21 protein-coding genes are annotated in these 25,348 nt (G+C 33.8%); 3 read left to right on the forward strand and 18 right to left on the reverse strand.

Translation table 11 applies throughout. From position 1 onward, the window contains the following. Nucleotides 1-122 precede the first annotated feature (122 nt). The 7 genes from EDD66_RS16705 to garR all read right to left on the reverse strand — a co-directional run bounded on the left by EDD66_RS16705 (nt 123) and on the right by garR (nt 8,580). On the reverse strand, nt 123-1,088 hold the full coding sequence (locus EDD66_RS16705) for a mannonate dehydratase (protein ID WP_123610732.1): 966 nt from the start codon (nt 1,086-1,088) through the stop codon (nt 123-125). 123 nt (nt 1,089-1,211) lie between these two features. Beyond that, nucleotides 1,212-2,798 carry an ABC transporter substrate-binding protein gene (locus tag EDD66_RS16710; protein ID WP_170164407.1) on the reverse strand — a complete coding sequence of 529 codons (1,587 nt, stop codon included), beginning with the start codon at nt 2,796-2,798 and terminating at the stop codon, nt 1,212-1,214. Nucleotides 2,799-2,885: 87 nt separating this feature from the next. Beyond that, complete coding sequence (locus EDD66_RS16715) at nt 2,886-4,910, reverse strand: dipeptide ABC transporter ATP-binding protein (RefSeq protein WP_123610759.1); 2,025 nt, start codon at nt 4,908-4,910, stop codon at nt 2,886-2,888. A 17-nt stretch (nt 4,911-4,927) separates the two neighbouring features. Then, nucleotides 4,928-5,815 carry an ABC transporter permease gene (locus EDD66_RS16720; RefSeq protein WP_243115405.1) on the reverse strand — a complete coding sequence of 296 codons (888 nt, stop codon included), beginning with the start codon at nt 5,813-5,815 and terminating at the stop codon, nt 4,928-4,930. An 8-nt stretch (nt 5,816-5,823) separates the two neighbouring features. Continuing rightward, entirely contained in the window at nt 5,824-6,768 is a 945-nt protein-coding gene (locus EDD66_RS16725) for an ABC transporter permease (RefSeq protein ID WP_123610734.1), read from the reverse strand. Nucleotides 6,769-6,789: 21 nt separating this feature from the next. Then, nucleotides 6,790-7,680, reverse strand: coding sequence for a dihydrodipicolinate synthase family protein (locus EDD66_RS16730; protein WP_123610735.1), 891 nt, complete (start codon nt 7,678-7,680; stop codon nt 6,790-6,792). A gap of 15 nt (nt 7,681-7,695) precedes the next feature. Continuing rightward, nucleotides 7,696-8,580 (reverse strand): 2-hydroxy-3-oxopropionate reductase, encoded by an 885-nt coding sequence (gene garR, locus EDD66_RS16735; RefSeq protein WP_123610736.1) that lies wholly within the window; start codon nt 8,578-8,580, stop codon nt 7,696-7,698. Nucleotides 8,581-9,046: 466 nt separating this feature from the next. Here garR and EDD66_RS16740 point away from each other — a divergent pair, with 466 nt between their 5' ends. Further along, the gene (locus EDD66_RS16740; RefSeq protein WP_330511425.1) at nt 9,047-9,244 is read left to right on the forward strand and encodes a small, acid-soluble spore protein, alpha/beta type; all 198 of its coding nucleotides are present in this window, start codon (nt 9,047-9,049) and stop codon (nt 9,242-9,244) included. 54 nt (nt 9,245-9,298) lie between these two features. On the opposite strand, the gene EDD66_RS16745 is transcribed toward EDD66_RS16740, so the two are convergent. Both EDD66_RS16745 and EDD66_RS16750 read right to left on the reverse strand, forming a co-directional pair. Then, a complete protein-coding gene (locus EDD66_RS16745) occupies nt 9,299-9,826 on the reverse strand; it encodes a hypothetical protein (protein ID WP_123610738.1) in 528 nt (175 codons plus the stop codon). 31 nt (nt 9,827-9,857) lie between these two features. After that, the gene (locus EDD66_RS16750; RefSeq protein WP_123610739.1) at nt 9,858-10,433 is read right to left on the reverse strand and encodes a GNAT family N-acetyltransferase; all 576 of its coding nucleotides are present in this window, start codon (nt 10,431-10,433) and stop codon (nt 9,858-9,860) included. A gap of 350 nt (nt 10,434-10,783) precedes the next feature. Between EDD66_RS16750 and EDD66_RS16755 the strand changes: the two genes are divergently transcribed. Beyond that, the gene (locus tag EDD66_RS16755; protein WP_123610740.1) at nt 10,784-12,952 is read left to right on the forward strand and encodes a methyl-accepting chemotaxis protein; all 2,169 of its coding nucleotides are present in this window, start codon (nt 10,784-10,786) and stop codon (nt 12,950-12,952) included. On the opposite strand, the gene EDD66_RS16760 is transcribed toward EDD66_RS16755, so the two are convergent. The 7 genes from EDD66_RS16760 to EDD66_RS16790 form a co-directional block, all read right to left on the reverse strand. Next, nucleotides 12,953-13,366 (reverse strand): ribosomal maturation YjgA family protein, encoded by a 414-nt coding sequence (locus tag EDD66_RS16760; RefSeq protein WP_330511426.1) that lies wholly within the window; start codon nt 13,364-13,366, stop codon nt 12,953-12,955. A 15-nt stretch (nt 13,367-13,381) separates the two neighbouring features. Beyond that, nucleotides 13,382-13,834 (reverse strand): hypothetical protein, encoded by a 453-nt coding sequence (locus EDD66_RS16765; RefSeq protein WP_123610741.1) that lies wholly within the window; start codon nt 13,832-13,834, stop codon nt 13,382-13,384. A gap of 31 nt (nt 13,835-13,865) precedes the next feature. Next, nucleotides 13,866-14,210, reverse strand: coding sequence for an arsenate reductase family protein (locus EDD66_RS16770; protein ID WP_123610742.1), 345 nt, complete (start codon nt 14,208-14,210; stop codon nt 13,866-13,868). 23 nt (nt 14,211-14,233) lie between these two features. Continuing rightward, entirely contained in the window at nt 14,234-18,106 is a 3,873-nt protein-coding gene (gene addA, locus EDD66_RS16775; RefSeq protein WP_123610743.1) for a helicase-exonuclease AddAB subunit AddA, read from the reverse strand. After that, the gene (addB, locus tag EDD66_RS16780; protein WP_123610744.1) at nt 18,090-21,554 is read right to left on the reverse strand and encodes a helicase-exonuclease AddAB subunit AddB; all 3,465 of its coding nucleotides are present in this window, start codon (nt 21,552-21,554) and stop codon (nt 18,090-18,092) included. The genes addA and addB overlap by 17 nt, the downstream gene beginning before the upstream one ends. 241 nt (nt 21,555-21,795) lie before the next feature. Continuing rightward, nucleotides 21,796-22,359, reverse strand: a complete 564-nt coding sequence (locus EDD66_RS16785; RefSeq protein ID WP_243115406.1) for a VOC family protein — start codon at nt 22,357-22,359, stop codon at nt 21,796-21,798. A gap of 92 nt (nt 22,360-22,451) precedes the next feature. Then, on the reverse strand, nt 22,452-23,282 hold the full coding sequence (locus EDD66_RS16790) for a class I SAM-dependent methyltransferase (protein ID WP_123610745.1): 831 nt from the start codon (nt 23,280-23,282) through the stop codon (nt 22,452-22,454). Between the two features lie 355 nt (nt 23,283-23,637). On the opposite strand from EDD66_RS16790, the gene EDD66_RS16795 reads away from it, so the two are divergent. Then, complete coding sequence (locus tag EDD66_RS16795; RefSeq protein WP_330511428.1) at nt 23,638-24,078, forward strand: hypothetical protein; 441 nt, start codon at nt 23,638-23,640, stop codon at nt 24,076-24,078. Between the two features lie 21 nt (nt 24,079-24,099). On the opposite strand, the gene EDD66_RS16800 is transcribed toward EDD66_RS16795, so the two are convergent. Both EDD66_RS16800 and EDD66_RS16805 read right to left on the reverse strand, forming a co-directional pair. Next, the gene (locus EDD66_RS16800) at nt 24,100-24,381 is read right to left on the reverse strand and encodes a hypothetical protein (RefSeq protein ID WP_123610747.1); all 282 of its coding nucleotides are present in this window, start codon (nt 24,379-24,381) and stop codon (nt 24,100-24,102) included. Beyond that, a complete protein-coding gene (locus EDD66_RS16805; RefSeq protein ID WP_123610748.1) occupies nt 24,368-25,258 on the reverse strand; it encodes a DegV family protein in 891 nt (296 codons plus the stop codon). The genes EDD66_RS16800 and EDD66_RS16805 overlap by 14 nt, the downstream gene beginning before the upstream one ends. Nucleotides 25,259-25,348: the final 90 nt, after the last annotated feature.

Consider the following 25,348-nt stretch of genomic DNA (forward strand, 5'->3'; position numbering starts at 1 on the left):
AAGTAGTACAATCTATAATTATTATTTCAGCTGCATCATAATATGATTCTTTGTAATATTTTTATATCATATCATAGACTCCCTACCATAGACAAAATATACTTAATTTATAGAGTATACTTTTATTTTGATAATTCTGTTTTTGCGCTATTAATAAGAGCTTTCATATAACCAAAGGAATAAGCAAATGCAGAATATTTTCCTCCACAGCTTTCTTCAAAATCAGGAACATGATCCACATGAATAGTGCCATCGTAATCGCAAGCTACAAATTGTTTCATTACTTCATACATATTCATATACCCATCTTCCAGTAAAGTCTCTTCAAAATATGGAATTGTACTGCTTACATTTCTAAAATGAACTGCTATTACCTTCTTACGTCCAACGAATTCTTTAATATCATTCATTAGATTACCAAATTTGTCTCCACCTTCCAGCCAACAGCCGACACATAGTTTCATTCCTAAATAAGGGCTGTCCCCTGCTAATTCAAAAGCTTTTCTATAGCAATCACTATTGTGAATTAAATTATGAATTCCTACCAGACTAGGCACTGGTGGATCGTTTGGATGAAGTGCAATCTTAACATTGGACTCTTTGCATATTGGCAGTATACAATCTAAAAAGTATTTGAAATTATCCCATATTTCTTCTTCATTAAATTCTCTTCCGTGTGTAAAAGGACGCTTTTCTAATTCATGGATATCCACTATTCTTGCAGGAGCTAATCTGGTATATTCTCCAATATCTGTCTTTGTAGTTAAAACATTATTCGGTTCCCAGGTCATATAACCAACGGGAATTCCTGCCCTGCCTAATACTTTCATAAATTCAATGTAGTTTTCAATATAATAATCACGATCATCCAATCCAAGATGGATAGAAGGATTCTTATAATTTTTTATATTTCCTGCGTCAGTTATTGTAAGACCCATCTTCTCCACACGTTCTTTAAATTTTACAACAGAATCATAATCTAACTCGTCATCTTTATATAGAACATATACATAATCAATTCCCATTTGCTTAATAAATTTTAACTGTTCATCTGTGTAACCTGAATTTATACCATATTGTACTTTCATTTGATTCTTTCCCTTCTATATTAATAACAATCGTATATAATCATAAGAAACTGGCAAGGTGAATTTCTTTTAATTATATAATGAGACTGTGGAAATTTTTCCACAGTCCATAGTAGTTAATTATTATTTTTCCTTGTAAACAGCTTCCGGAGTCCATTGAGTGGCAGAAACCTGGAAAAGGTTAACATCTTTAATGCCCGCTTGTACAAAGCAATTATTAAAGATAACAGATACAGGGAATAACAATGCATAATCCTGAACTAGCATTTTAGATGCTGTCTGCAATAATTCCTTCTTTTCTTCGATTGTTTTTGCCTCTCTTGCACCAAAAAGAGCTTTTTCATAATCTTCAGGGAATGCCATTACACCTTGATTTTTGATACCTTCTGATGAATATAAACGAATATAATTATTTGTAAAATCCATCTGGCTGCTACCATTACCCATAATAAATCCTTCCATATTGTCTGCTTTTTGCTTTTCTGACATTTCTGAGGAGTCCATTATGTTAATCTTAGCTTTGATGCCTATCTCTTGAAGGCAGGCTTGAAGAGCCACAGCAATATCCTGGTTTTTTTCAATTGTATTGATCACTGTTTCAAATCCATCTGGGTAACCAGCTTCTGCTAATATTTTCTTAGCAAGCTCTGTATTATATTCATATAATGTTGCTTCTGGATTATATGCCCATGAATCTTCTGTTGCAAATAATGGAGACGCGATACCGTAGCCACCAGAAAGTGACTTGGCAATATTCTCCCAATCAATTGCATGCATAACTGCTTGACGAACTTCTAATTTACCCAAAGGTTTTTGAGTATCTTTACTGTTAATCAGAACATATTTAATATTTGCAAGGTTTCCATTCTTCTGGGCAATATTTTCATACCCTTGGGAAGATAAAGTATTCATTACAACTGGATCATATGTAACAATTGTATCAACTTCACCATTTTGAAATGCAGATACTTGAGTATTTGCATCAGGGATCATTACAAATTCTACAGAATCTAAATATGGTTGTCCTTCTAAACGATATTCATCATTTCTTATATATTTTAAAGAACCACCTTGAGTATAAGAATCAAATTTGAAAGGACCGGTACCCACTACATGAGTTTTACACCATTCTTCACCATTATCATCATATGCTTGTTTAGAAACAACACGTACTGCACCATAAATAGTATCCCAATTGTTAGACCATGTATCAAAGTTCACCACTACGGTTAAATCATCTGTAGCTTCTACTGATACTGGATTTCCAAGCTCAGCTGCTTTACCATTTGCAATCATACTATCAAGATTCCATTTTACAACTTCTGCATTCAATGCTGATCCATCATGGAATTTAACTCCTTCTCTTAACTTAATAGTATAAGTAAGTTTATCAGCATCTGTAATAAATTCTTCTGCTAACCAAGGTGATACAGCACCATCAGCATCTAATCTTCCTAATTCTTCTGCTGCAGGTGATACATAATAAGAAACGCCTGTATCTGGTGCTTGTGGTGGAAATAACGTTGTAGGATCTTCAATTGCAGCAATTCTTAAATCTCCGCCATATTTATCTCCCTCTGTTGCAGTTTCAGTTTTTGTCTCAGTTTTTGTTCCATCTTCTTTTGCATCATTTGTCTTATTACCACAACCTGATAACAAACCACCGATGATAGCCAAAGACAATGTTAGCGCTAAAATTCTTTTTTTCATTCTACACTTCTCCTTCTTAATTTTATTGATACACATTTTTATCTAAGAACATGTAAATGTATTGGGAGGATTTACATGTTTCTTTACTTAGTCATATAAGAAACAAGCAACCTGGTGGCTTTCACCTATAGTTCTAAGCTTTGGTACTTCTTTCTTACACCTTTCTATAGCATGAGGGCAACGGTTATGAAAAGGACATCCTGCCGGACGTTTGCGAATACTTGGAACTTCTCCTTTGATTTGTACACGTCCTCTGCTCGCCTCAACTTCTGGATCTGCCACTGGAACGGCTGATAATAAAGCTTTTGTATAAGGATGCAGAGTATTCTCGTATAAGTCTAAACAATCTGCAATCTCTACTATTCTACCTAAATACATGACTAAAATTCGATCACTGATATGTTTCACTACGGCCAGGTCATGTGCTATAAATAGATATGAGATACCTAATTTTGCTTGAAGCTCTTCTAACAGATTTATAATTTGTGCCTGGATAGATACATCCAGAGCTGATATTGGCTCATCACAAATAATTAAAGATGGATTAGAGGAAATGGCTCTGGCAATTCCAATTCTTTGTCTTTGACCACCGGAAAATTCATGAGCAACACGGTTCTTTAAAGCTGGATCAAGACCAACAATCCTAAAGAGTTCATCTACTTTTGCATCATATTCCACCCTATTTTTCACTAATTTATGTACTAGCAAAGATTCTCCAACAACAGATCCTGCAGTTTGCCTTGGATCTAAGGAAGAAAATGGATCTTGAAAAATCATTGACATTTGTGGTCTAAATGGTTTTAATTCTTTGTCTTTATATTCAGCAATGTTCTCACCATTAAAGATAACCTGACCACTGTCTGGTTTATATACCCGCATAATACTTCTGGCTAAAGTTGTCTTACCACATCCGCTTTCCCCTACGATTCCCAGGGTTTCCCCTTTTCTTAGTTGAAATGTAATATCTTCGATGGCTTTAATATCTCCAACCTTTTTATGAAGTATTCCTTCATATACAGCAAAGTATTTCTTAATGTCTTTAATATCAAGACATAATTCATTTTTTATTGTTTTTATTGGTGCTGTATGAATCTCTTTGTTCTGTATCTCAATTTCTTTCTGCTCTAATTCTTCTTTTGTTAAGCAACAGGATGAAAAATGATCTGGTTCTACTTCAACCAATTTCGGCTTCCCTTTCGCAATACATTTATCCATTCGATACTCACACCGATCATAAAACGGGCAGTATTCTGGTCTGGTAGCCGGATTTGGCGGGAGACCATCGATTGGAATCAGGACACGGTCCTTGGGATCATTTAATCTGGGAATTGCTCTAAGTAAACTTCTTGTATAAGGATGTTTAGGATTTTTAAAGGTTCTTAGGGTATCTGTCATCTCTACTACACTTCCGGAATACATAACATAGATTCTTTCTGCATAGCGGGCTACTATGCCAAGATTATGAGTAACAATAACTACAGCCGTATTCGTCTTCTTTGCAACATCCCGAATCATTTCCAGAAGTTGTTCCTGGGTTGTTACATCTAAAGCAGTAGTCGCTTCATCTGCAATCAGAACATCTGGTTCGGAAGACATAGCCATAGCAATCATAATTCTTTGGCGCATACCACCTGAAAATTGTTGTGGATAATAATCAAATCGTTCTTCCGCATCTGGAATATTGACCATTTTTAATATTTCAACTGCTTTCTTTCTTGCTTCTTCTTTATTTAATTTTAAATGAAGCATAATACTTTCCCGGATTTGATAACCGATGGTAAGTACAGGGTTAAGTGATGTCATTGGCTCTTGAAAAATCATGCTAATCTTTCCACCACGGATTTCACGCATCTGGTCACTATTTGCTTTGTACTTAAAAAAGTCTCCCTTTACTCCTTCCATATGTACTTCGCCACCAGCAACCCTGCCAGGTGTTGAAATTAGCTGAAGCATGCTTAACATAGTGACTGATTTTCCACTTCCTGATTCACCTACAATACCAACAATCTCGCCTCTTTTTAAATATATTGAAACGCCATCAACTGCACGTACATCTTTTCCGTCCATACGAAAACATGTCTGAATATTTTTTAATTCTAATAGATTGTCCATTCTTTCACCTCCTGTCATCATAATTCTCCTCTAAGTCTTGGATCCAGGGCATCACGAATGCCATCACCAAACATATTTAGACAAATTACTAATAACGCAACACATATACCAGGTGCTAAAGAGATAACAGGATTATCTAATAAGAAGTTTCTGCCTTCACTAACCATAGTTCCCCATGATGCTGTAGGTGCGCTAATACCTAATCCCAAAAAACTTAATCCGGATTCTGCCAATATAGTGCCGCCTACTTGTTGAGTCATAAGAACGATAATTGGAGATATGGCATTGGGAAGAATATGCTTAAACATAATTCCAAGATTACTAACACCTTGAAGTTTACTTGCCATAATATAATCAGCTTCTTTTACAGAATATACTTGTCCTCTCATCATACGTATATAGGCAGCCACATTAGAAATTCCAAGAATAATTGCTATATTACGAATCCCACCGCCAAAAACTGCTGTTAAGGCCATTGCCAGAATGATTTGTGGAATAGCACGAATCGCTTCCGTAAATCTGGTTATGATGTCATCAATAATACCTCCAAAATATCCGGCAACCATACCAAGAACTGAGCCAATTGCGCATGCTATCACAACGGCCAATAAACCAATGATTAATGAAACTCTTGTCCCATAAATGATTCTTGAGAAAACATCTCTACCATGCATATCTGTGCCAAGCAGGTGTTCCATGGACGGCTTTGTCAGGTACGCTGCAAAGTCGACTTTATTGGGATCGTAAGGTGATAATATTGGCGCTAATATTGCAAGTAATGTAAAAAATACTACTCCAATTACTCCAATAACAACAATTTTACGCTTAAATAATAAACGGATGAACTTACTAATTTTCTCAATTCGTTTGTTACTTTTCATTTTATTTTCTTTTCCTTCCATCATACCACCGCCTATTCAAACTTGATTCTAGGATCTACAACTGCATATAAGATATCAGTAAGTAAATTAATTAAACAGGCAATTAAAGCGGTTACCAGTACACAGGCCTGAACAACTGGAATATCTCTTGATGTGATTGCTTTTACAAATAGAGAACCCATACCGGGAATAGCAAAAACGGTTTCCATAAACATAGATCCTCCAATTAAAAGGCCAAGCCTCATACCAAAAAGAGTAATAACTGGAATTAACGCATTCTTTAAAGCATGTATAAATATAACTTTATTTTCTTTCAGCCCTTTTGATCTTGCAGTACGAATATAATCCTGTCTGATTACTTCCAGCATACTGGAACGTGTCTGCCTCGCTATAGACGAGATACCCCCTATTGCCAAACAAAACAAAGGCATAATTGTCATCTGTACACTTTTCCCGAAATCTTCCCATGGCCATACAAAACCGAAGGAAGGAAGCCAGGCTAGTTTCATTGCAAACACATACATTAATAAAATGCCAATCCAAAATTGTGGCAGACAGGCAGTTGTATTTGCTATTAAAGTTACAATCGTATCAATCGGTTTTCCTCTATAAACAGCACTTACCACACCTAACAATACACCGACTGGGATACTGATGAAAAATGATAAGAATGTAAAATATAAAGTCACTGGCATTCTTTCTGCCAGCAATTCAATCGTTGGCATATGAAATTGAGTAGACTGTCCAAAATTGCCTGTCAGAGCATTGCCAAGCCATATAAAGTATCTGTATATTACTGGTTTGTCCAGATTCAACTCATGATATACTTTCGCATACATTTCCGGTGAAACTTCTTCTCCAAGCATGGCATATACTGGATCACCTGGAATGAATGAAATAAGCATAAATATAAAAATTGATATTAGGAATAGAATAAGTACCATCTGGCCAATTCTTTTCGCTATGTATCTTCCCATGGTTAATATCTCCCTTCTTCTCTATATCAATTTCAATTTTTTTAATTCTTCCCGAAGTTTTTGTTTTTCTTCTGGATTTAATTCTGCGATTGGTTCCAGACATTTACCAACATCAATACCTTGCATTACCAAACCTTCTTTAATCACTGCCGGAAAAGTTCCCATATTGCAAAGGATTCTAAGAGGTGCTAATTCAAATTGTGCATCCAGCGCTCCTTTTAGATCTCCTGCCATAAATCGATCATAGATACTTACTACTAGTTTTGGCGCTACATTGGCACACGAAGCGATGGCTCCCACAGCACCATAGCTTAGACCTGCATAGATTAATGTATCTCTTCCAACTAAAACTCCAAAATTTTCGTTGTTTCTTGTAAGACGGATATATTCTTCTGTATTTGTCATATCTCCTGTACTATCTTTAATGCCAACAATATTATCTATTTCTGATAACCTTGCAACAGTCTCCGGTTCAACTGTAACATTCGTTTTTGGTTTATTATTATAGATAATAACAGGTAAATCTGTGCTTTCTGCTATTGATTTATAATAATGATATAATTCATCCTGACTTTGTGATATAAACATTGGCGTTAATACAGAAACTGCATCCACTTTTGCTTCTTTGGCAAGTTTTAAATATTCGATGACACCTCTTGTTGTAATATGGTTAGCTCCTGCATAAACAGGTACTCTACCTGCTGTCTCTTCTACTACAACAGACAGAATTTTTTTCATTTCATCCTCATTAAAGGAATAAAATTCTCCTGTTGTTCCTAAAGGAAAGAGACCATGAACCCCATTTTCTATATATAGATTAACTAATTCTCTTAAGACAGCTTCGTTTACTTTTCCTTCTGATGTGAAAGGAGTAATAATCGGAGGAATTACTCCATATGGTTTAAAAGTCATTTCATTAACTCCCTTTTATTTTTTCTCAACGGTAATATTGGCAATTTTTTCGTAGTATTTTAATATGCTGCTATGATCCTCTTTTTCACATCCATCTGCTTTTAAAGCCTGCATAAATTCCATTACTTCTGCAGTTAAAGGAAGTGGTGCATTTACCATATGAGAAGCATTTAATGCATTATTTAAATCTTTAATATGTAATTCTATTCTGAAACCAGGTTTAAAGTTACGTTCTAACATCATGGGAACTTTAGCATCCATTACGGTAGAACCTGCTAGTCCGCCACGAATTGCTTGATATACTAATTCTGGATCTGCTCCTGCTTTTGCCGCTAAAGTTAAAGCTTCTGAAACAGCAGCAATATTTAAAGCAACGATGATTTGATTTGCTAATTTTGTAATATTGCCAGAACCTAGCTCACCAACATATACAACTGAACCAGCCATAGCTTTTAATAATTCAAAATATTTATCAAAAAACTCTTTCTTACCGCCAACCATAACAGAAATTGTACCATCTATTGCTTTTGGTTCACCGCCACTTACTGGTGCATCCATAAGTTCAATACCTTTTTTCTCTAATTCTTCACCAATAGAACGTGATTCCATAGGATCAATAGAACTCATATCAATGATTAAAGTTCCAGGTTTTGCAGTATCTGAGATTCCACCTTCACCTAAAGCAACTGTTCTAACATGGGGTGAATTTGGTAACATTGTAATAATTACATCACAATTTGCTCCAATTTCCGCGCTGCTATTAGCAGATTTTGCTCCACAAGAAACAACATCCGCAACTGCCTCTTTGTTAAAGTCAAAAACGAGTAATTCATAACCTGCTTTCAACAAATTTTTACTCATTGGTTTACCCATGATTCCTAATCCAATAAAACCTACCATATTTATTTTCCTTTCTTTCTTAAAATTAGCTATTTTCTTTATCACTATCAATGCTCGCTCAGTATAGCATAGGAAAATTACCATATCAATTGATAAAAACACTATTATTTTTTATCATTCTTGTACATTAAGTTATAAATTTCACATATTGAAATATGCTTTTCACTTTTTCATTATTTAATTTCAAAATCGAAATTATTGTTTCTTGATTTTTTAAAAAAAGTAGAATGTATTGTAATAAAACATTTATTTTTCCAATAATTTTTTCCTAAAAATATAAGTTCCTCTTTCTTTTTAAAAAATTTCTATGAAAAATGTATGTTGCGAATCAAACATATTTTTATCATTAATCTTAATATTGGAAATATCTCATCCACAGAATAAGGCTATTAAAATAGGCTATACTTTAGAAAGGATCAATTTAATATTATAGTGAGCTAATATTTATTAGAAAGGATGAATAAACTTGGCTAAGAAAGATAAACCAATTGATTTAAATAATATAAAACCGGAAGAAAAGATAAAATATGAAATTGCAGAAGAACTTGGATTAATTAATAAAGTAGTAGCCGGAGGATGGAAATCCTTATCTGCAAAGGAAACCGGACGTATCGGCGGCTTAGTTGCAAAAAAGAAAAAAGAGCAAAAAAAAGTCCCTTCTTGATGAAGGGATATTTTTTACAGCAGCTCCTTTTATTTACTCTGATTAAGTGGTTGATTACCCCACAAAATAGGAATTATACAGATTTTTCGTGTTATTAAATGAAACTAAGTAAGAGATTGTAATTATTAATGTGAATATAATGCTTATGATTGCCAGAATTGGGACAATTAGCAATACATATGAGACAATATTGGCAATAACAAGATATCGCCAGGTATTAAATAAAGAATCTGAATTAAGCTCCCATCCCTTTAAGCTCTCTATATCTTTTATCCCAAATATAATTTCATGGGAAATATAAAGAGATACAATTACAGATATAATTCCTGGAATGATAGCCAGGCCTGTTGAAGATGAGAAGCCGATCACATCTATTATATATACAATAATGGTATAAATGATCATTCCTTTGGCATATGGCATCACTTTTTCAAAGCAGGAACTTTCACCGGCTAATTCCTTCAATCCATTTAACATTAATATGTAACCTATAAAATCAGGTATTAATTCAATCGTACTGGAACCTAAGTTTAAATTAAAATCAAGAAATATAAACAATAAACCTATAAATATATTACTCATACCATCCTCCATATCTTTCATAATCAAGTGTTCAACAGTTACAATCTGATCCCTTATTTAAAAAATCATCTCTTAATATTGTATAGCAGGCAAGATCACATATTCCTGTATTATTTGTAGCCGACTGAGGCAGTATACCTTCAAACTTCAGACCACATTTTATCATTACCTTGCCTGAAGCCGGATTATTGATATCATGTCTTGCTTGAATTTGAATCACCCCGACTTCCGTAAAGAAAAAATGTATCACGGCATTTAATGCCTCTGTCATAAGTCCACGATTCCAAAATTCTTTCCCAATGCAATAACCAATTTCAACGGCCTCTATTTTCTCATTCATATGTACTACACCAATACTTCCGATTGCCTCTTTTATATCTTTTAATTCTATGCACCATTGATAATTTTTCAAAAGTTTTGTTTCTTTTATCCAAAGCCCAATAATTGATTTTGACATTGTAACATCTGCATGGGCAGGCCATGTTAAGTATCTTGTAACCTCCTCATCACCTGCCCAATTTTTATACATATTTTCAGCATCCTCTGATGTGAATTTTCTTAAAATTAATCTTTTTGTTTCAATGGTTCTAGTTCCTGCATGATTCATAACCCACCTCCATATTTTATATATTACCTTTATATTTTTCTTTATTTCATAGCCCAATATTAAATTAAGTATTATCTATCTTCAGATTAATTTTTAAAATACTAATAGTATATCATAAAATTTGGTAATTGTGTTCTTAATATTTTCTATTGACAAATTTAATTAATGAAATAATTTTTATAAAAAAAATTAACATTATTAGGTATCTTAAAATTACTATATTCCTCCCGATTTATAAATTGACAAAATAATTTTCGTAGTTTATTATGAGTCAAAGAGCAGGGTGGTTCAAAAGGACCAGCCTGCTCTTTCTTTTTACACAAGAAAATACTAATTTGGAGATGATACGTATGAAAGAAAAAGTCAGGTACTTAATGAATCGTAATATGAAATCCAGAGCGGAATCTATCTTTGAAGGAATCTCAAATGGTAGAAAGAAAGCACTTGATAATTGGTTCGAAGACCAATGGATCAAAATTGATTTTATTAAAAAATCTTTGATTTCTTCGGAAGAATCAAAGGAAGTACTAAATGATATTTTAATAGAGGCAAAGAAAAATTATTCAACATTTATTGAAATATTTGTAATGGACGAAAAAGGCGATATTATTGCTTCTTCCTTTCCTAAACATATTGGTGATAATATGAATGTATTTCCAAATTTTCAAAAAGGGATTGAAGGTAAAAATTATATGTATGGGCCTTATTGTGATAAGAAAACCCTTGACCTGGATTTATCATACAAACTTTTTTACGACGAAGTGACCCTTCTATTCTCTTCACCTTATACCATAAATGACAATACAAAAATTCTATGCGTTCGTGTGTTGAATGATGATATGAGCAATGTAATCCAAGAGGAAGATACTCACGTATATAAAGATTCTGGGGACAATTACTTATTTATGATTGAAAATAACAGAGGAATGAAAGCGGGCACTGCAATTTCCAGAAGTAGGTTTGAGGATAGAACCTTTACATTAGGTGATAACCTAAAAGACGGTATCAAGACAAAAAAGTGGGGTGAAGTTAAGATAGAAGCCCATACAGAATTTGAAATTGTGTTTAATGATCCGGCAACTGGAGAACTGCATGATGGTGTTCGTTATACCATTCAAAATAAAGAAAACCTCGATTGTTATCCTGGATATCCGGATTACCGGCATATCTTAGTAGGAGGGAAAGGTACGATTATTATCCCACCTCACTCAGACGAAATCTGGGGTATGATGTGTGAAGGTGATATTGGAGATATCTATAACTTTAAAGGATTAAATAAAAGAATTCCATTATATGTATCAGCAATAACCGGCATATTCATGATATTTAATGAAGTACTTCGCAGGTATACAGACAATATGAATCTGGTAAGTGAAATATTCACGTGGTCTATTATATTACTATGTACCTATTTTATTACGAAAAAGGTGATTGTTGACCCATTAACAAATACTACTGAAATCCTTCGCAATATCGCTGAAGGGGAAGGTGACCTGACCAAACGGGTACAACTTAATTCATACAATGAAATTGGGGAATTAGCCAGATGGTTTAACAAATTTGTAAGCAATCAGATGAATATGATCAAAAGAATTAATACTTCTATTAAAACAACAGAAAGTACTACCAGGCAAGTTTCTAAGGCAAGTAAAAAGATAAAAAATAGCATCCTTACAATTGGAGAATCACTAACTGCATTATCTAACAACTCCTTAGAACAGAATAGCTTATTTAAAGATACCCAGCGAGAGGTGAAGAGAATCTCTGATTCTTTTGAGAAAAATGAAGAACTGGAGACTCTGATCAATGATATAAAAAATCAGACAGAGACTACCAACGAAGCTGCCATAACTGGTGTAGACATTAAAGAAGACGTAATGACATCCATTGTAGAATTAGAGAACTCCATGAATAATGCAATACAAAGTATAGCTTCCTTAGAAAATAAATCAAATGAAATTACCAAGATTGTAAGTACTATTAGCGAGATCAGCAATCAAACAAATTTATTAGCGTTAAACGCTTCTATCGAAGCCGCCAGAGCTGGAGATGCAGGAAAAGGATTCTCCGTTGTTGCAGATGAAATAAAAAAATTATCAAATGGAACCGAAGAATCTACACTCATGATTAAAGATTTAATCCAATCTATTCAAAATGAAATCAATGAAACAAATCATAATATTACTGTCATAGATGAAAAAGTGAAGGCTAATATAAGAAGTTCAAAAGAAAGTGCAAAATCTATGGAACTTGTTGTGAATTTATCCAGAACCATGAGTTATATTCTAAATATAATGAGCGAACAAAATGGTTTGATCAAAGAAGTAAAAAGTAACATCTCTTCCATGGCAAGGCGAAGTGAAGAAAGTACAGTTATCGGAGAAAATAATAGCAAACATGCTCTGGAACTGGCAAGTGACATTGCAAAACAAATTGACGGATTAAATCAAGTATTAGAAAGCCTTGAATATTCCGCAAGCGATCTGGATAAAATGGTAGAATCCTTTAAAGTGCAATAATTATTTTAAACCATGTGCTTCGCCATTCTGCCATTTATGCTGGTTAGCTATCATATCCCCTCCTAATAAGAGAATAGCCCCAACACCATAACATAGAATATCCATCCAATCAAAAGTAGAACCAATAATAATCCTTGCAAATCTATTATTTTCCAGGCCAAGAATAGTAACAAGGTTGATATACTGCATAAATTCAATTGCCACAGCAAATAGATAAATATATATGGATAAAAATCTTGTTTTCTCTGGAATTATGATCCTAATGAAGAAATAGAGTAAAGCCACAACCAGCACATCACCCAGATATGGCCTTACAAAATTATCATGTACATATACTGCAATGAGAATTTCAATGACAAAAAGTGTAGCAAATATGAGGAAATTAATTATTCTTTTTCGATGCTTCTTAATCAATTTTTTTATTTCCTTTCACTCATTTCTCTTATAAACCAGCCGGATATTATGTTTCTCACGAAATATTATATATTCCTGATTATAATTTCCCCACAATGTGCAGGGTTCTCTTGTAAAATAAAAGGTAGAAAATAATACTTCCAAATAATTAAGTTTTATAAGAATCCTGAGAAGTGTATCATCCAAATGAAATATGATCTCATCCTTATGAGACATATCTTTTAAATATTGTTTCTCCTTCTTATTTAGAACCCTCTCCACTTTTTCTCTCGCTGCCTCATCTATTTTATAATAATAAAAGTCGGCATAAGAATTGTTATGTCCATTGGATTTCCATAATTCTTTAATAGTCTCATATGCTTCTTCTTCATTTAATTGAGTAATTCTATAATCATAATTATCAAAACCAAACTGGATATTTTCAAAATAAATTGCTCCAGTATCCTTTAACCGGGTTATTGAACACATGCAGGTAACCTCTCTTATCTATATTGAATATTTACGTCCATTCCTTCCAGATTTCCGGATGATATCCAACGGTAGCCTGTTTTCCATTTCTTACGATTGGTGTCTGAAACATCTTAGGATTTTCTAAAAGCTTTTCCTCTTTATCTTCTTCATCCGACAGATATTTTATGAAACAGGCTTCATATTCTTTGGACTTTTCATCCATCAATGCATACATATCTCCACCTAATGCAGATTTTATATTATTATATTCTCCCTTGCTCATACCTTTTATTGATAAGTCAATGAGCTGAAATTTTATACCTCGCTCCTTAAAATACCGTTCCGCTTTCCTGGTATTAAAACATTTCGGTTTTCCAAATATTTGAATATTCATTATTACCCTTCTTTCTTTGATATCTAATCCAGATGTATCTCTTTTTCTAGACCAAAAGAATAGATGATTTTCTCTTTCACCGGCTTTTTCACTAATTGTTCGATTGCTTTTTGATAATAGTCAAGCTGTACCTTATATTTATTTATTAAGAAACCTTCGTTTTCTCCTTCCGGAATATAATCCGTCTTATAATCTAAGAGTACAATTCCATCTTCTTCTTCAAAATACACGTCAATAATCCCCTGAATTAAAATCAATTCATTGCTGGATATCTCTTTGTTGACTTCATTGGCCGGTATCCCAAGGACAAACTGCTGCTCCTTTTTAACCTTATCTTTCATCAATGCTTCTCTCATCCTCATTGCAACATTGGAATTCAGGAAATGTTCCAGCCTGATTTGAGATATCTGGGATATATTTTCTTCCTTAATGATATTTCTCTTTACCATACGCTCTAATTCATTCTTTATATCTTCTCTGGTTTTCACACGACCTAAATCTATGCATTCCAAAATCTTATGATATAATGTACCTCTGTCCGAGGCTTTCATTGGTTTTTCTTTACGAATGAACTTAGGAATAATATCATCTTTTCCATAGATAGAATTATTTTCATTCTGATGGTTTATATCCCTGTCAGCCTGGTGGAATACTTCTTGGGAAATCTGTTCCAGCTGTTCCATCTCTTCTGCTTCCATCTGTCCCAGCTTCTTTAATTCAGACACAGTCATCTTAGCAGGAATCTTGATAGAATTTAAATAGGGATATTTAAAACTTAACCTGTCTTCAATCTCATCCCGGATTTCCTGATTAAAAATCATCTCTGCATCCCACTGTAATAATTCATCTTTAAGAATTTCTTTCTCAATTTGTTTTGCCACTTCCACCATACTAAGTTCATTCACATTAAGAATTCGAACTTCCCAAGGTATTTCTTTTTCATAGAGGGGATTATGTTCTGCCCTTGGCAATTCATATTCTATTAATGTAGAATCAAATGACTTATGGCGAATCAAGCTTGATCCAATCCAGTCAAGATAAGTTGTTGCTGAAGTGATTTTTTGAAAGGTCAGTAAAACTTCTTCTCTGTCTCTAATATCACTCCATTTTCCTAATTTGTCTTTCAGGTTTTTTACAGTACCTGTTAAAATCAGCTTTTCTTTTGCCCTGGTCAATGCCACGTAAAGAACTCTCAATTCCTCTGCAAGATTCTCTAAAACTAATTTTTTTTGCATTACTTTTTTAATCAGGGTAGGTGATTTTATTCTTAATGAAAAATCAATATAGTCAGGGCCCAGGCCTAAATCAGGATGAATCACGATTTTACTTCTGGTATCCTGATTATTAAAATTCTTGCTAAGCCCTGCAACAAAAACAATGGGAAATTCAAGCCCTTTACTTTTATGAATGCTCATAATTTTAACACTTAAATCATCTCCGCCGGATACACTTGCTTCTCCATAATCAATCTCATACTTATGCAGTTTCTCAATGTAGCGAATAAAATGAAAAAGTCCACTGTAACTTGTAGCTTCAAAATTAATGGCTCTTTGAATTAATATATCAATATTCCCGGTTCTTCGCTCTCCTCCGGGCATTGCTGCAATATAATTATAATAACCTGTTTCCTCTAATACCTGTTCAATCATTTCATGGATTGGAGTATAAGCAACCATCCTTCGAAATTTTTCAAGGTCTGCTAAAAAATTCTTTAGCTTCTCTGCTAATAAGCCATCGATTAAACTTTCATTATTTATTTCATTCGATAAGTTATTATCATCTGCATTCTCATCTATCTTTTTTGGATCTTGGATAATGTGATACTTTGAATATTCTGTCACTGCATCATATATATCCATGTCTTTAAAACTTGCATGTATCTTTGCAAGTTCTTCACTGGTCAGACCAACGATGGCAGAATGTAAAACCGCCGCAAGAGGTATATCCTGTTTTGGATTATCAATGATTTTAAGCATATTAAGAACAGTTTGAATTTCCAACGTTTTAAAATATCCAGATTGAGTATCAGAATATGCAGATATTCCCTCTGACATTAATACATCTACAAATATATCGGACCATCCAGACATTGTTCTAAGAAGTATTACGATATCCTTCCCTGTTGCCCTTTTATATACCGGCTTTTCCCTGCTATTTTCTTTATCCAGTATCATTAGTCCTGTTTCTGGATGAATAAGTTCCTTAATTCTTTTCCCAATGGCTCTTGCTTCTAATTCCTTCTGGGTCATCTCTTCTATACTATCATCTTCTTCGAACTCATCTGTCCCTTCCAGATTATCATCCATATTCACAAGTAATAATTCGCTTGTGTTTGAAATGCCCTCTGCATTCTCGTCATAATCGGCACCAACATATAAAGCCGCATCCTGGTCATAGACGATTCCTCCAAGGTCCTTTCCCATGATTTGTTCAAAAATAAAGTTAATAGAATCCAATACGACCCTTCTGCTTCTAAAATTCTTATGTAGATCGATCCTTTGCTTTAATCCATCTTCTAAAGAATAACTCTCATATTTCTCCATGAATAATTCTGGTCTTGCCAAACGGAATTTATAAATACTTTGTTTCACATCCCCTACCATGAATATATTGGGATTTCCCGCTCTTTCTCTTGATATACTGTTAAGTAAGGTCTCTTGGACCAGGTTACTATCCTGATATTCATCAATTAATATCTCTTCATAATGTTCGCTGAGATCAATAGCCACCGATGTAGGAATAATATCCTTTTGCTCTTGATCATCATCAGATGCATTCCTGCTTACCAGGATATTTAAAGCAAAATGTTCTAAATCATTAAAATCTACCAGATTTTTATCCCTTTTCCTATTGGCATAATCTTTTGCAAATTCAAGGGTAAGATCAATTAATACATTCATGGTTATTTTTGTGCCCATAATATCTTTTAACATTTCTTCTTTTGATTGAAAGAAGAAATTCTTAGTAATATCATTGATTATTTTCTTAATAGAGTCTCTGATTTCTTTTACTTCTGATTTCTTAGCTTCCAAAATTGAAGCATCTTTTTTATTTGATAATCTTGCCCACGAAATATTTCGTAAAAGTTCGCCATACTCCTGATAGGTTGCGGCACCCGCTAATTTTTCAAGCAGTTCCTTATCACTTTCCAGTGCATCCACATAAGGATAGGGCCCCCCTGGCTCATTTCCAATCTGAATCGCTCTTCTATTATTTAATATGGTGTCATGAATCATAGCCTTTATATAGTGTAAAAGAGCATCCATCCATTCAGATTTTTCCATCTCCTCTACAGAAGTGATATTAAAGACACCCCGTATCTCATTAAGCCAATCTTCCGGCCATGGGTAGCTCATGGAGAATCCATATAATGAGAGTATTAATTCTTCCATAAGAGCATCGGATTTTCCAGAAGCATAACTTTCTGTGAATATCAAAAAATCTTCTTTTGCTTCTTCATAATACCTCTCTAATAATTCTTCCATCACATCGGATTTTAATAATTTTAATTCTGTTTCATCGGCCACTCGAAAAGATGGATCTAAATCTATAGTATGAAAATAATTACGAATGATATTAAGGCAAAAACTATGAATGGTAGTAATCTGCGCACTGTGAATCAATGTCATCTGCTTTTGAAGATGAAGATTCTCAGGCATCTCACTTAATTTCTTTTCAATAGCAGCACCGATTCTCTCTCTCATCTCAGCTGCTGCTGCATTAGTAAAGGTAACAATTAAAAGTTTATCAATATCTATCGGATTGTCACCTTCCGTAATCATCGTAATAATTCTCTCGACTAAAACTGCTGTTTTTCCTGAACCAGCTGCTGCTGATACAAGAATATTACGATTCCTAAGCTCAATAACTTTCTGTTGATCACTTGTCCATTTCATTGTTTTTTTCCACCTCCTTATCCGAATCAGATAATAATTTCTCCCATACTTCCTGTTTTTCAAATTGTTTTAAATTACGATAAGAATTTCCAGGCAATTTAGTATCAAATCCACAAATGCCTCTATATTGGCAATAATCACATGCTGTGCGGTTTTTTAATTTATAAGGATTAATTTTAGTTGTTCCATCAATAATCTCTTTTCCAAGTCCCGCTATCTTTTTTCTTACATATTGCTTCATTATTTCAAATTGGTCTTTACTGGCAACATTGGATCTTTTTGTTGGAAAACCGTCTTTATTGATTTCTACTGGAATAATGCTTGATTTTGAACTGGCCCTGGCCTTTCCTTCTTCATTGATCAGAGTTAGATCCATAAGGCCGGCAACCGACATATCATTATTTACGAGACCATTCATCTTCAATTCATTTAAGATAGAATTTTCTATATTCTCTTCTATATTTTTTTCAACAATAGGATCATCAATATGATAATAAAAAATTCCTGCTGGAATTACTGTTTTATCTGGGTTTTTATTCTCTGTTATTTCTAATGCTGTCCCTAAATACACTACCAGTTGCAGCTGTAATCCATAATAAAATGATAAAATATCCAGTGAATTATTTCCTGATTTATAATCGATGATCTTAACATAAACATGTTCATCATCTTCATACGTATCTAACCGGTCAATCCGTCCTCTGAGTTTCATCCATTCATTATCAGAGAGAGGAATATTTACCGATTCCAGATTATCCATATATGAGAACTGTAATTCAAAACTGTCTGGTTCAAACACTCCTTTTTTAACATGTTCACATAAAGCCCACACGGTCCTTTTTGTAATCCGTTCCACACGATTTATAATATATTCATTTCTCTTGGAACTCTTTAGTATGGTATTCCCATACTCTAATGTAGCTTCTTCTACACTTTGGCTTACAAAATTTTCTCTTGCCTCATCTGTAACAGTATGCCAATTATATTCACTATCCTTTAATTTCTTTGAGAACAGATCAATCGCCTTATGAAAAATATTTCCAAGGTCTGGAACCCCAATATGGTATTCCTGTCTTTCCATTAATTCAAGACCATAATTCATAAAATGGGCATAAGCACATGCAGCGTATCTCTCCAGTCTCGTTACACTATTACTCATCTCATTACCATATAAGGCATGAGCAACTGCTTTGGTTAACCCTGATTCTTCATTAGAATAAAAGGCCCCGCCAATTAACTGATTTAAGATTTTACGGTTTTCTTCCTTTCTATAATACCAGCTGTATAATTCTTTCCACTCATCAGTTACCTCTGCACCTGAATAATTTCTAAGTCCCTCGCTTAAATAAGATATCCCTTTTCTGGTCCCTAATATATAGGATAAATCCAGTGTATTCTTATCTTCATCCTTTATTATCAGCTTTGGATATAGTTTCATAACTTTATGAATCAGATAGGAGGGACGAATTGATTTTCCTTCTCCATTCACTTTGCTATAAGTAATATATAATTTATTCTGTGGCTTGGTTAAATTAAGATAGATATAGAATTGTTCCGTATATGCACTTTGTTTCTTTGTAGGTGCTAACTCCATATTATTATCGGCTAAAAGTTGTCTTTCCAGATCAGATATGATCCCGCCGCCGCTATTCACTTTTGGAATAATCCCATCATTTACACCTATAAAAAATAAAGCTTTGATATCTTTTAATCTGGTTCTTTCAATATCGCCTACTACCACCTGGTCAATACCAGGAGGAATGAGCCCGACCTTTGCTTCTTCAAATCCACTTGTTAGTATCTCTTCATATTCTTTTAGGGTAATTATTTCATCTCCTAATAATTCTACGATTTTATCCAATAATTCCATGACAATTGGATATACTTGTCCAAATTCTTTGGCACGAAGTATATCTCCATCCAATTTGAAACTGTCACCATATTGTTGTAATTTATTGAAAATATTCTGCCTTACAATAAATTCATATAAACCCGTGGAATATTCAAGAACTGTTGATTCTTTTGGAGAAAACGCTTCTCTGATCTCTTCCAGTTCTTCATTAATATGATTGCGAATCCGGTTGATTCTTATAAGATCTAATTCAGATTTTGATGGATAACCTCTCGTCCATTCTTCTCTCCACCTTTTTGAGCCTCTTATCCCCAAAGCAATAACATAATTCTCAATATAATCAACATCTTCTTTCTTCATATCAATCATACCGCATCTTAAATATCTGAACATACTTTCATAAGAATAATCCCGCTGGATCACATCAAGGGTAGCCCTTATAAATTCTACAAATGGATTATTCAGTATATCTCTCTTATAATCAATAAATGCAGCGATTCCTGCTATCCCAAATTCTTTATCTATAATTCTTCCATAGTTCTCTATATCTCCGGTCACAATAGCAATATCTTTATAACGATAATTTTCTTCCCGAATTAGTTTATGGATCTGTCGAACTACAAATGCAACTTCACTCTTTGCGTCTTTCTCAATATGAATTTCAATATCTTCCTGTTCCTTATTATAACTCTCACTGGGATAACGAAATAAATTATGTTCCAGAAAACACAGAGGTTCACTTTCTCTAAATCGATATGGTATATGTTCCCCGCCTACATAGATGTCTTTACTGACAGGAATATTTTCTTCTCCTGCGATATCCTTTAATTTAAGAATCGTCTTCTTACTTAAATGAAAAAGTTTAAACTCTCCATCCAGTTTATCCGTATTCTCTCTTGGGTCAATGGTGACCGTAACAATTACTTTCTTTGCATATTTTAGAAGTTCTGTAATTAGTTTATATTGAGATGGCGTAAAACCTGTAAATCCATCCAGACAAATTGTACTGTTCTTAATTATCTGAGATTTTTCAATCATTCCTGCTAATACATCTAAAATTTCTTCTGCAGTAATATATTTATCTTTAAGAAAGTTCTCAAATCCGGTATAGACTGTGATCAAATCCTTGATTTTGTTCTGTAACATCGGCTTATGTTGTGTTACTTCAATCATTTTCTCTAATTGTTCTGGTCTTATACTGTATTGGTACATCTCAGATAGAATTGATTTTAGTTCTCCAATAAAACCAGATTTCTTCAAATTGGACTGAAACAGTGTAAGATGGTCTTTTTTTTGTTCTACTACTTTTCTTAAAATCATACTTTTACCTGTATCTTCAAGGATGATTCGCTCATTTTCCCCGAACTCATCAAATACCCGGTAAGCAAGCCTCAAAAAACTTAAAATATCTATATTCCTGATCCCATGATGGGGATGCATGGACACAAGATCCTTCTGAGTCTGCATAGTAAACTGTTCTGGAACTATAATAAGATAATTTCCATTCTCATATTCCATTGATTTTTGAATTACTTCCTGATAAAGAGTATAGGATTTACCAGAACCGGAACTTCCCAGTATTAACTGTAAGGACATGTGTTTCACTCCAATCTATCGCTCAATTATTACATTACAAATTTATTATAAATATCTTTGTATATCATTGTTCTAATGGTATTATAACAAACAATTGTTCGGCGTTCAACCTATACTCTGATAATGCTTTGAATCAGAAACGGGAAACTGTGGTTTCATTCACCGCTTCCCGTTTCTGTTCCTATTCACTTAGCTTCATATTCAAATTCTAAATCTTTAATGTCCTCCCCTGAAAATAATGTCAGCATAGTATCATCACACAATTCTTGAATGATTGGTATGAACTTTCTTTTGTTCCGAAAGATATGCTCTTTATCCTTTTTACACCATTGGGATGTATAAAATTTTTAGGTTTTGGATCTATATTAAAATAAGTCATAAAAAAGGGAATTTGCAATTCATCTGGGAACAGGCAGGTAAACCGTAATTTTCTTCCTTTTGTATCATTTCTTCGTGAACCCATCTGAAAATAACTCTGTTTGTATTTTTTCAATATACTTATTTCTTCTTCTAGATCCTTTTTATAATTTTCCAATGCTACCCCACAAGGACCTTCCTCATGATTATCCCAATAATTCAGACGGTCAACGAACCTTCCTTTCCCAAAAGTACGCAAAACTCTTTTCATGATTTGAGGCATTCCACTGGAAGCAAGCAGTTCTAAATACGGACCTTCTGAAAAATAAATAATTGCATTATAAGGATTTTTCTTACTTCCATATTCCACCTCAAATCCTTTTTCTCTAAATTCTTCTACCGCCTCATCCAGATTCATTACCTTATATATGATATGACTGACTTTCATCCGATTCCCTCCTCCTATTCACTTCTGCTCTTATACAGAATAATATTATCTCTTTGCCCGTTCTTCTCTTATCATTATTCTAATCTCATATATTACTTGTCTGAAAAACGCAGATGTACAAATTTCATCATCTTTAACCAGTCTGAGGCTCTCATCATGAAACGTATTCCTGAACTCCACTCTCTGTTTGCTGGTATCCCTTCAAAATATTTCTCACAGGCAACTGCATGGATATTGGGAGACCACTCTTCAATATCTTTTACGTTATTAACATAAAAGTACATCATAGCTCCTTTATTTCCGGTCTTTTGAACCATGCGGTTTGACTTCTTCACCGCCTGTCTGGATTCCGCATCAAAATATAATTCGCCGCCAGGAAAACGATGAGCCATAGCTTTAAAAATCTCTTTTAGCTGTTCTTCCTTGAAATAGTAAAACACTCCTGCAGATATAAATAAAATACCGTCTTTGGGATGAAAGGCTACATCATCAAACCAGGAAATATCAAACAGAGATTTTGCAATGCTCGTATTACGCGAAGGATCTGGAATGAATTTCTGGCGAAATGCAATAGCATCCGGTAAATCCAGATTATACCACCGGATTCTCCCGTTATCCACTCTTGAAAATGTAGTATCCAGTCCCGCACCAATATTTACCACTGTGGCACACGGGTGTTTTTGGATGAATTTACGGATGGTATCCTCTATTCTCCGTGCCCTGACAATATAACAGATTCCACCAAATTCCCCGAAAGTTTTGGCAATGCTGCTAAAATCATAATTACAATTTTTAATTATTTCAATTGCCTCTTTATCGTTTAGTATTTCAGGATTTTTTTCACTGGCTGTTGCACGCCCCCAAAGTGGCAAAAGCATCGTACTCTGCACTGTCTGGGATCCTAATTCAGATTTCTTATTCATAATAATCTCCTCCTCTTTTTTTGCTCATCCTAATATCAGTGATTTTTTAGTTAGCAATTGCTAACTAAAGATAAAAAATTTTTCTGACTCCCTATTTATTTTCCATTTTAGATTATATTAACAATATTTAGAAGTCAACAAAAACCATGTTTATTGAAATTGTTTATCATCTAAGTAATCAGCATCTAAATCAAACCTTTTATTCCTTAACTATATTTCAAAAATTTTCCATTTCCTTTTTGATATCTTGCTTTTTTAAGAATATGGAATTTCCCTTCAAGATTTATATAAACTTATTCATAATTTACTTTTAGGTTTCATAAAATATAGAAAGTAATGATTTGGGGGATAAATAATGTCAAAAACAAGAATAGTTATAATTCAGTTAAAAGAGATAATATATACAGCAATATTCGTAGGACTTGGCATTCTGCTTATTTTGCTACTCGTCTTTATGTTTGCTCCTGATAAAGATGATAGCGCATCCCTAGACGCTGAGAAACAGTATACTGCCGGAGTATACACTTCTATGGTCACATTAAATGACACTGCACTTAATGTAGAAGTGGTAGTAGATGAAGACAATATTAACTCATTAAGAATCGTTAACATTGATGAGTCAATCACTACTATGTATCCTCTTTTAGAGCCATCTTTAGAAAAGATTGCAAAACAGCTTTATAGTGGTGTAGATATTAATGATATCGAACTATCTGAAGATAGCAAATATACTCAGACTTTATTACTCGATGCTGTGAAAGCAACACTTAATAAAGCTGTAGTTGAACAGGAATAAAGTATACATAAAAATGGGGACTTAACGTCCCCATTTTAGTTTTTTCCAATATTCATCTAACTTATTGTTCTTATAAGCTCTATAAAACTTCTCAGCAAGTTCGTACATCTCGTCTTCATCCCTTAGAAATACGGCAATATCATCTTTGGATTTGACATGAAAAAACTTTTTCTCCTTATGTTCTTTCACCCATTTGCGAAGTTTTGTTTCCCAGTCCAAGATTGTTGTTTCATCAAGCTCTTCATATTCTGTCATCTGAAATTTCACTTCTTCTACAAAATCTTCAAAATCAATCTCTATCATAAATCCTCCTAAAATATGGTGTTTCCGAATTTAAAAATGTAATTCCAATAATTCCCGGACCTGTATGAGCCCCAATGGCACACCCAACATAATTCTCAATAAAGTTTTTACAGCCATATTGCTCTGTGAGCTTTTGTTTCACCTTTTCAAGAGTCTCTTTATCATCACCATGAATCAATCCTATCGTTTGAGTTTCTAAAGCTGCACCTTTCTCACCCACGATCTCTATCAGCCGTTTTAATGATTTTTGTCGTCCTCTGACTTTTTCAACTGCTACAAGAGCACCTTTTTGATCTACCTTAATAATTGGCTTAATATCCAATAGCCCCCCGGCAATTGCAGAACCTCTGCTTAATCTTCCACCCTTATAGAGATATTCTAAAGTCTCTACAGTAAAGATATGTTCCATATGTTCACAATGGTATTTTATTGCCTCTATAATGGTTTGTTTCTCTACGTTGTTCTCCAACATTTTAAGGGCATAATATACTATCAGTCCATACCCTAAAGATGCGCATTTGGTGTCTATGATTGTCAGATCAAAATCTGGATAAGTCTCTAATAATTCCGTTTTTGCTATATTAGCTGCATTATAGGTTCCGGCAATCCCAGTGGAAAAACAGATATAGATAAGTTCGTCTTTGTTTTTTGCGTAAGGCTCAAAATTTTCTTTAAACATAAATGCATTAATATGGTAAGTCTTAACTTCTTTCCCATCTCTTAGCAACTGATAAAACTCTGATGGAAAGATAGTCTCCCCATCAAAATAATCTTTCTCATCAATTACTACCGGAGTTGGAATTACGCGTAAATCATATTCATCTGCTAACCACTTTGGTACATCGGATGCAGAATCAGTTATTATTTTTAATGCCATACTTTTACCACCTATTCTTGTATTAGATAAAAATCTATCTTTTGTATCAGATAAACCTGTACAAGCAATTTTGCCCTTGCAAGCAAACAA

It is taken from the genome of Mobilisporobacter senegalensis (assembly GCF_003752155.1).
Lineage (GTDB): Bacteria > Bacillota > Clostridia > Lachnospirales > Lachnospiraceae > Mobilisporobacter > Mobilisporobacter senegalensis.

Excerpts from the sequence above, each read along its gene's own strand:
- EDD66_RS16705 (WP_123610732.1), bottom strand. The coding sequence starts at position 1,088 with ATGAAAGTACAATATGGTATAAATTCAGGTTACACAGATGAACAGTTA.
- EDD66_RS16790 (WP_123610745.1), bottom strand. The coding sequence starts at position 23,282 with ATGAATAAGAAATCTGAATTAGGATCCCAGACAGTGCAGAGTACGATG.
- EDD66_RS16755 (WP_123610740.1), top strand. The coding sequence starts at position 10,784 with ATGAAAGAAAAAGTCAGGTACTTAATGAATCGTAATATGAAATCCAGA.
- EDD66_RS16720 (WP_243115405.1), bottom strand. The coding sequence starts at position 5,815 with ATGATGGAAGGAAAAGAAAATAAAATGAAAAGTAACAAACGAATTGAG.
- garR (WP_123610736.1), bottom strand. The coding sequence starts at position 8,580 with ATGGTAGGTTTTATTGGATTAGGAATCATGGGTAAACCAATGAGTAAA.
- EDD66_RS16805 (WP_123610748.1), bottom strand. The coding sequence starts at position 25,258 with ATGGCATTAAAAATAATAACTGATTCTGCATCCGATGTACCAAAGTGG.
- EDD66_RS16770 (WP_123610742.1), bottom strand. The coding sequence starts at position 14,210 with ATGAATATTCAAATATTTGGAAAACCGAAATGTTTTAATACCAGGAAA.
- EDD66_RS16785 (WP_243115406.1), bottom strand. The coding sequence starts at position 22,359 with ATGAAAGTCAGTCATATCATATATAAGGTAATGAATCTGGATGAGGCG.
- EDD66_RS16795 (WP_330511428.1), top strand. The coding sequence starts at position 23,638 with ATGTCAAAAACAAGAATAGTTATAATTCAGTTAAAAGAGATAATATAT.
- EDD66_RS16750 (WP_123610739.1), bottom strand. The coding sequence starts at position 10,433 with ATGAATCATGCAGGAACTAGAACCATTGAAACAAAAAGATTAATTTTA.
- EDD66_RS16730 (WP_123610735.1), bottom strand. The coding sequence starts at position 7,680 with ATGACTTTTAAACCATATGGAGTAATTCCTCCGATTATTACTCCTTTC.
- EDD66_RS16725 (WP_123610734.1), bottom strand. The coding sequence starts at position 6,768 with ATGGGAAGATACATAGCGAAAAGAATTGGCCAGATGGTACTTATTCTA.
- EDD66_RS16745 (WP_123610738.1), bottom strand. The coding sequence starts at position 9,826 with ATGAGTAATATATTTATAGGTTTATTGTTTATATTTCTTGATTTTAAT.
- EDD66_RS16765 (WP_123610741.1), bottom strand. The coding sequence starts at position 13,834 with ATGTGTTCAATAACCCGGTTAAAGGATACTGGAGCAATTTATTTTGAA.
- addB (WP_123610744.1), bottom strand. The coding sequence starts at position 21,554 with ATGTCCTTACAGTTAATACTGGGAAGTTCCGGTTCTGGTAAATCCTAT.
- addA (WP_123610743.1), bottom strand. The coding sequence starts at position 18,106 with ATGAAATGGACAAGTGATCAACAGAAAGTTATTGAGCTTAGGAATCGT.
- EDD66_RS16715 (WP_123610759.1), bottom strand. The coding sequence starts at position 4,910 with ATGGACAATCTATTAGAATTAAAAAATATTCAGACATGTTTTCGTATG.
- EDD66_RS16710 (WP_170164407.1), bottom strand. The coding sequence starts at position 2,798 with ATGAAAAAAAGAATTTTAGCGCTAACATTGTCTTTGGCTATCATCGGT.
- EDD66_RS16800 (WP_123610747.1), bottom strand. The coding sequence starts at position 24,381 with ATGATAGAGATTGATTTTGAAGATTTTGTAGAAGAAGTGAAATTTCAG.